This is a genomic window from Bacillus sp. JJ1503 (assembly GCF_036965125.1).
In the GTDB taxonomy this organism is placed as follows: Bacteria; Bacillota; Bacilli; order Bacillales; family Cytobacillaceae; genus Cytobacillus.
The window spans coordinates 1-7,179 of the sequence record NZ_JBALOZ010000367.1 but is presented as its reverse complement, the minus strand read 5'-3'; the positions used below and the strand labels follow the sequence as shown (position 1 = coordinate 7,179).

At 39.7% G+C, this 7,179-nt stretch carries 7 protein-coding genes and 1 pseudogene; 7 read left to right on the top strand and 1 reads right to left on the bottom strand.

Features of this window, described 5'->3' with window-relative positions:
* The coding region (gcvPA, locus tag V7149_RS22930) for an aminomethyl-transferring glycine dehydrogenase subunit GcvPA (protein ID WP_335347895.1) at positions 1–1,238 on the top strand (1,238 nt) is incomplete at its 5' end.
* Positions 1,231–2,691 (top strand): aminomethyl-transferring glycine dehydrogenase subunit GcvPB, encoded by a 1,461-nt coding sequence (gene gcvPB, locus V7149_RS22925; RefSeq protein WP_335347894.1) that lies wholly within the window; start codon positions 1,231–1,233, stop codon positions 2,689–2,691. The genes gcvPA and gcvPB, both read left to right, overlap by 8 nt.
* A gap of 66 nt (positions 2,692–2,757) precedes the next feature.
* On the opposite strand, the gene V7149_RS22920 is transcribed toward gcvPB, so the two are convergent.
* A complete protein-coding gene (locus V7149_RS22920) occupies positions 2,758–3,138 on the bottom strand; it encodes a rhodanese-like domain-containing protein (RefSeq protein WP_066293581.1) in 381 nt (126 codons plus the stop codon).
* A 174-nt stretch (positions 3,139–3,312) separates the two neighbouring features.
* On the opposite strand from V7149_RS22920, the gene V7149_RS22915 reads away from it, so the two are divergent.
* From V7149_RS22915 to V7149_RS22895, 5 genes and pseudogenes are all read left to right on the top strand, one after another.
* Positions 3,313–4,149 (top strand): lipoate--protein ligase family protein, encoded by an 837-nt coding sequence (locus tag V7149_RS22915; protein WP_335347893.1) that lies wholly within the window; start codon positions 3,313–3,315, stop codon positions 4,147–4,149.
* 108 nt (positions 4,150–4,257) lie between these two features.
* Positions 4,258–5,181: a ketopantoate reductase family protein gene (locus tag V7149_RS22910; protein ID WP_335347892.1), complete on the top strand. Its 924-nt coding sequence runs from the start codon at positions 4,258–4,260 to the stop codon at positions 5,179–5,181.
* 163 nt (positions 5,182–5,344) lie between these two features.
* Entirely contained in the window at positions 5,345–6,244 is a 900-nt protein-coding gene (locus tag V7149_RS22905) for an ABC transporter ATP-binding protein (protein WP_335347891.1), read from the top strand.
* Between the two features lies 1 nt (position 6,245).
* The gene (locus tag V7149_RS22900) at positions 6,246–6,986 is read left to right on the top strand and encodes an ABC transporter permease (RefSeq protein ID WP_335347890.1); all 741 of its coding nucleotides are present in this window, start codon (positions 6,246–6,248) and stop codon (positions 6,984–6,986) included.
* Positions 6,987–6,989: 3 nt separating this feature from the next.
* A pseudogene (locus V7149_RS22895) lies at positions 6,990–7,179 on the top strand (sensor histidine kinase); the annotation flags it as partial.

Genomic DNA, 7,179 nt, shown 5'->3' with positions numbered 1-7,179 from the left:
GATTTAAAGGTGAATATAAGATTAAGCCAGCAGCAACTGAAACAGCATTAATGAAAGAACTTTCGTTAATGGCTCAAAAAAATGCTGATCTAAAGAGCAATACTTCTTTTATTGGAGCAGGGGTTTATGATCATTACATGCCAGTTATCGTTGATCATGTACTTTCCCGTTCTGAATTCTATACAGCCTATACACCATACCAGCCAGAAATCTCTCAAGGGGAGCTACAGGCAATCTTTGAATTCCAAACAATGATTTGCGAATTAACAGGTATGGATGTAGCGAACTCTTCTATGTATGATGGCGGAACTGCTCTTGCTGAAGCTGGAACGCTAAGTGCTGCTCAAACTAAACGCAAAAAGCTATTAATCTCGAGTGCAGTACATCCAGAATCAAAAGAAGTTGTAAAAATGTATGCAAAAGGCCAATTCATTGAGGTCGTTGAGGTTCCGCATAAAGATGGTGTAACAGATATTGATGCATTGAAAGAAATGATCAATGATGATATCGCCGCGGTAATCGTTCAGTATCCAAACTTCTTTGGAAGAATTGAACCAATGAAAGAGCTTGAAGAAATTATTCACGCACAAAAATCATTATTTGTCGTATCAAGCAACCCACTTGCACTTGGAGCGCTAACACCTCCTGGAAAATTCGGTGCAGATATTGTTGCAGGAGATGCACAGCCTTTCGGAATTCCGACAGCATTTGGCGGCCCACATTGCGGTTACTTTGCAGTTACGAACAAATTAATGAGAAAAGTGCCAGGACGTCTTGTTGGACAAACAGTTGATGAAGAAGGACGCCGCGGCTTTGTTCTAACTCTTCAAGCGCGCGAACAGCATATCCGCCGTGAAAAGGCGACTTCAAATATTTGTTCAAACCAAGCTTTAAATGCACTTGCAGCATCCGTAGCAATGACAGCATTAGGAAAGCAAGGAGTTCAAGAAATGGCTTTATCTAATATTCAGAAAGCCAGCTATGCTAAAAAAGCATTTAAAGAAAATGGCTTTGAAGTTGTCTTTGAAGGACCATCCTTTAATGAATTTGTCATTAAGTTAAATACACCTGTTAAAGAAGTGAATCAAAAGCTTCTTAAAAAAGGCATCATTGGCGGCTATGATTTAGGCAGAGATTATTCTGACCTAGCTAATCATATGTTAGTAGCGGTCACAGAATTAAGAACAAAAGAAGAAATTGATACTTTTGTTAAAGAAATGGGGGAGTACCATGCATAAGGATGATCAAGCACTCATTTTTGAATTAAGCAACCCTGGCCGCATCGGTTATAGTCTCCCGGAAATGGATGTTCCGGAAACTGATATTAATGAACTGATTCCAGCGGGCTATTTAAGAGAAGAATTAGCAGAGCTTCCAGAAGTATCAGAGTTAGATATTATGCGCCATTATACGGCTCTATCTACTCGTAACCATGGGGTTGACTCCGGTTTTTACCCGCTTGGCTCTTGTACAATGAAATATAATCCGAAAATCAATGAAAATGTGGCACGTTACGCTGGATTTGCTCATTTGCACCCGCTTCAGGATGAGAGTTCAGTTCAAGGTGCTCTAGAGTTAATGTATGATCTTCAGGAGCATTTAATCGAAATTACGGGTATGGATCAAGTTACACTTCAGCCTGCTGCAGGTGCTCATGGGGAATGGACTGCTTTAATGATGGTTCGTGCGTTCCATGAAGCAAATGGCGACTTTAACCGTACGAAAGTCATTGTACCTGACTCAGCACATGGTACAAACCCTGCTTCTGCTGCAGTTGCTGGCTTTGAAACGATTACTGTTAAATCCAATGAGGATGGACTAGTAGACTTAGAGGATTTAAGACGAGTAGTAGGCGAAGATACTGCTGCACTAATGCTTACTAATCCAAATACATTAGGGCTGTTTGAAGAAAATATTCTTGAAATGGCAGAAATTGTTCACGGTGCAGGCGGAAAGCTATACTATGATGGAGCTAACCTAAATGCCGTTATGTCTAAAGCACGTCCTGGAGATATGGGATTTGACTTAGTTCACTTGAACTTGCATAAAACATTCACTGGCCCGCACGGCGGTGGCGGTCCTGGTTCAGGTCCTGTTGGTGTAAAAGCAGACTTGATTCCATACCTGCCAAAGCCAGTTTTAGTGAAACAAGGCGATCAATACGTATTAGATTATGACCGTCCGCAGTCCATTGGCCGTGTGAAGCCTTATTATGGAAACTTCGGAATTAATGTTCGTGCTTATACGTATATTCGTTCAATGGGTCCAGATGGATTAAAAGCTGTAACAGAATATGCAGTATTAAATGCAAACTATATGATGAGAAGACTTCAAGGTTCTTATGATCTTCCATTTGATAAGCATTGTAAGCATGAATTCGTATTAAGCGGAAAGCGTCAAAAGAAACATGGCGTGCGTACACTTGATATTGCGAAGCGCCTTCTAGACTTTGGCTACCATCCGCCAACTATTTACTTCCCGCTTAACGTGGAAGAATGTATCATGATTGAACCAACTGAAACAGAATCAAAAGAAACGCTTGATGCATTCTGTGATGCCATGATCCAAATTGCGAAAGAGGCAGAAGAGAATCCGGAAATCGTTCAAGAAGCACCACATAGTACGGTTATTGGCCGTCTTGATGAAACAATGGCTGCCCGTAAGCCAGTGCTTCGTTACCAAAAACAATAATATGAACCAAAAAAGACCTCTGCATAGAAATATGCAGAGGTCTTTTGATCGTGTGTTTTTTCAGTATTATTTTGTCTTAATTTTACCAGACCATTTTTTAAATCCGCCTTGAAGATGTGAAAGGTCCTTATACCCTTTGCGATGAAGAAACTGGGCTGCTCTGCCGCTTCTCATGCCACTTTGGCAATATAAATAGACAGGCTTGTCAGGTCTAAGCTCCTTCAAGCGCATTTTCAACTGTGATAGCGGAATATTTCGAGCACCTAGAATATGTCCATTCTCAAACTCATTAGGTTCACGAACATCAATTAGCTGGGCTTTTCGGTAGCCTTCGCGAAATTGCTCTTCTGTCAAAGTCTTGACAATTCTCTTCTGATATAACCAAGTTATTAAGGAATACGTAAGGAATCCGCCTAACATGATTAGAAGGAAATAAAGTGTTTCCAAAATGTCTTTCTCCTTTCGCACTGAAACTTGCCTTCTCTATTATATAAGTGTTCTATCAGACGAGTAAAGGAAATCAGACAAATTCCCTGCAAAAATCATGTTGCTTTGTTTTTTTGCAATTTTTTGATAGACTAAACTCGCATACATATACAATTTGTAAATGAGGTTTGTACGATGACAAAAGAAACATGGCGATTTATTGATACAGGTGCTGGGTCTCCTTCTTTTAATATGGCACTGGATGAAGCACTCCTTGATTGGAATAGTGCGGGGAAGATTCCACCAACCATTCGTTTCTATGGATGGAATCCTGCGACACTTTCGATAGGATACTTTCAAAATGTTGATAGAGAGATTAATATGGACGCTGTTAAACAGCATGGGCTAGGGTTTGTTAGACGGCCAACTGGCGGGAGAGGGGTTCTTCATGAGCATGAGCTTACATATAGTGTGATTGTATCTGAGGAACATCCTCAAATGCCGAAAACTGTTACGGAAGCATATAGGGTAATTTCCGAAGGGATTTTAAAAGGCTTTCAACATTTAGGTATGGACGCATATTTCGCCGTACCAAAGACGGATGAAGAGAGAGAATCACTGAAAAATCCTCGCTCTGCTGTCTGCTTTGATGCTCCAAGCTGGTATGAGCTTGTTGTTGAAGGACGGAAAGTGGCCGGAAGTGCACAAACAAGGCAGAAGGGTGTCATACTTCAGCACGGCTCCATTTTGCTTGATATCGAAGAAGATAAGCTCTTTAGCTTATTTAAATACCCAAATGATCGGGTGAAGGAGCGAATGCAAAGGGCCTTTAAAAATAAAGCTGTTGCGATTAATGAAATTAGTCAAGAAAGAATAACGCTTGAACAGGCAAAGGAAGCATTTCGGATAGGATTTGCCGAAGGGCTTAATATTGAATTGGAGCCATATGAGCTAACAGAAGATGAATTAGCATACGTCAATAAAATTGCAAAAGAGCGCTATGAACAAGATGAATGGAATTTCAAACGATAAAGGCGGGCCAATTGGCACCGCTTTTTGTTCGTTGATTAATTGGTTAATTTCACCATTTGCCTCCTCACCGTATGTTAAAATATTCAGTATAGAAGGGGGAGTATAGGTGTGAAAGAGATTAAAACCATATCCATCATAGGCTTAGGGGCATTAGGGGTCCTATTCGGTCACCATCTATCAAAGAGAATGCCGAAGGGGAATCTAAGAATTATTGCTGACAAGGGACGAATAGAGAGATATCGGAGCGAGCATGTTTACTGCAATGAGGAACGCTGTGATTTTCATTATGTAACACCTGAAGAGCATGTAGACCCTGCTGATTTACTAATTTTTACCGTGAAAAATGACGGACTAACTGATGCAATCCAAGCTTGCAAAAATCATGTAGGGGAACACTCGATTATCCTGTCTGCATTAAATGGAATTACAAGCGAGGCTATTATTGGCGATGCATACGGAATGGACAAGGTTTTATATTGTGTGGCTCAGGGGATGGATGCTGTTAAGGTAGGAAACCAATTGACTTATGATCATATGGGGATGCTCTGCTTTGGTGATAGGGACTCAGATGAAAAATCAATTGAAAAGGTCAGAGCTGTTGCGCAGTTCTTTGACAAAAAGGAAATTCCATATCAAATTATTCCTGAGATGTACAAACATTTGTGGAGTAAATTTATGTTAAATGTCGGTGTTAATCAAACGGTCGCGGTCTATGGAGGCAACTATGGCGAAATTCAAAGACTTGGACAAGCAAGAGAGACGATGATTGCAGCGATGAGAGAGGTAATGGTTCTCTCAGTAAAGGAAGGGATTCATTTAACTGAAGAGAATATCGAGTATTGGTTAAACGTCTTAAGTAAATTAAGCCCTGAGGGTAAGCCATCGATGGCACAGGATTTAGAGGCAAACCGCTTCAGTGAAGTTGAACTCTTCTCAGGAACAGTTTTAGCACTAGGGAGAAAGCATGGGATCTCGACTCCGGTAAACGAAAAGCTCTATAACCGTATCAAAGCAATTGAAAGTGAATATTAAGCTTACGTTTTTATTGGACAGCCTTTTTGAAAGGCTGTCTTTTTGTTTTATTAACCTTTCGTTTTTATTATGACAAATGTCATTTGAAAGAAATGACATTATCCACTAATCCCGCCCCGTTTCCAATTATAGAATAAAGGTAGAAATGACGGAGGTGGAAAAAATGGAATCGATTATTGTACTGGATCATGTTACAAAAACATTTAAAAATAAAAAAGCAGTGAACGATATTTCATTGACAATTAATAAGGGTGAGATTGTGGCTATCCTTGGCCCTAATGGTGCAGGAAAAACAACTACAATTATGATGATGCTTGGGCTGCTTGAACCTTCAGAGGGAAGGATAAATCTTTTTGGCCTGCAGCCGAAGGATAAAAAAGTGCGTGAAAAGATTGGCGCTATGCTTCAAGAAGTAAGTGTCATTGATGCATTAACTGTCAAGGAGATTATTCAATTATTCAGAAGCTATTATCCAAATCCGCTTGGCTTTGAAGAGCTTGTCGCTTTAACTGGTTTAAAGGACGATGAATTGAAAAAGAGAGCTGATAAACTGTCTGGCGGTCAAAAGCGGCGACTCGGTTTTGCACTTGCGATGGCAGGAAACCCCGATTTGTTATTTTTTGATGAACCAACCGTTGGCTTAGATATTACATCAAGAAAACGTTTCTGGGAAACAATTGGCATCTTAAAGGAGCGGGGAAAAACAATCATATTTACAACTCATTATTTACAGGAAGCCGATGATGCTTCTGAAAGAATTATTTTATTCCATTATGGGTCAATCATTGAAGATGGAACGCCTAAGGAAATTAAGGCAAAACTGACAAAGCAGTCTATATCCTTTACAACTTCTGAGAGCATTTCCATCGAAAAATTAAAGCAGTTGCCTACTGTTTCTCATGTATACGAAGAAGGCAACCGTATAATGATCGAGGCTGAAAACACAGATCTTGTGTTGGCGAAGCTGTTTGAACAGAAAATTCAAATATCAGGGGTAGAAATTAATCAAGGTCGACTGGATGATGCTTTTTCACAATTAACGGAAAATAAGGAGGCAATATAATATGAAAGCATTTGGCATGCAATGTAAAGTTGAAATTATTAGAATTCTGCGAAACCCATATTTTGTGTTTTGGTCACTGTTAATGCCCATTCTCTTTTATGCCATTTTTACAAAGATTTTTAATACTGGCATTGAGGATAAACAAGTATGGCAGGCCCATTATTTAATGTCAATGACCACTTTCAGTGTGATGGGTTCAGCTATTATGACATTAGGAATTAGACTTGTTGAGGAGCGAACAAAAGGCTGGTCGATGTTTATGAGAATAACTCCTTTATCTGATCATGCGTATTTTGCTGCAAAAATGATTGGGCAAACAATCATTCATATTTTTTCAATTTCGATTATTTTTATCGCAGGTGCGATCATTAATGGTGTTTCTCTTTCTATAAATGAATGGGTGATGAGTGGACTATGGATATTAGCAGGCTCCTTTCCGTTTCTTGCTCTAGGTACTTTAGTAGGTACAATGAAGCGAGTGGACACGGCATCTGGCATTAGCAATATCATTTATATGGTACTCGCAATTTCTGGCGGGATGTGGATGCCGATAGAAATTATGCCAGATTTTGTGCAAAAGCTTGCAAAGTGGCTGCCTTCCTATAATTTCGGTAATGGCGCATGGGAGATTGTTCGCGGGAACAGCCCTGAATGGAGTAATATGTTAATTTTGGCAGTATACTTGATCGTTTTTATGCTATTATCAGGATATATTAGGAGAAAGCAGGAAGCGGCGGTGTAGCAGATGCCAGAGAAAAAAAAGAAATTTGAGATTTTCCCGGCTAGGTATGGATTTTTCCCGTATATTTTTTTAGTGTATCTGTTTATGCCGGGATACTATATTTATTTTGAGCCTGGAATAAAATTAGTTGCAGGCTATATGCTGCTAGGATTATTTCTAGTTACATACCGGCAGCTATATCATTATATTGATA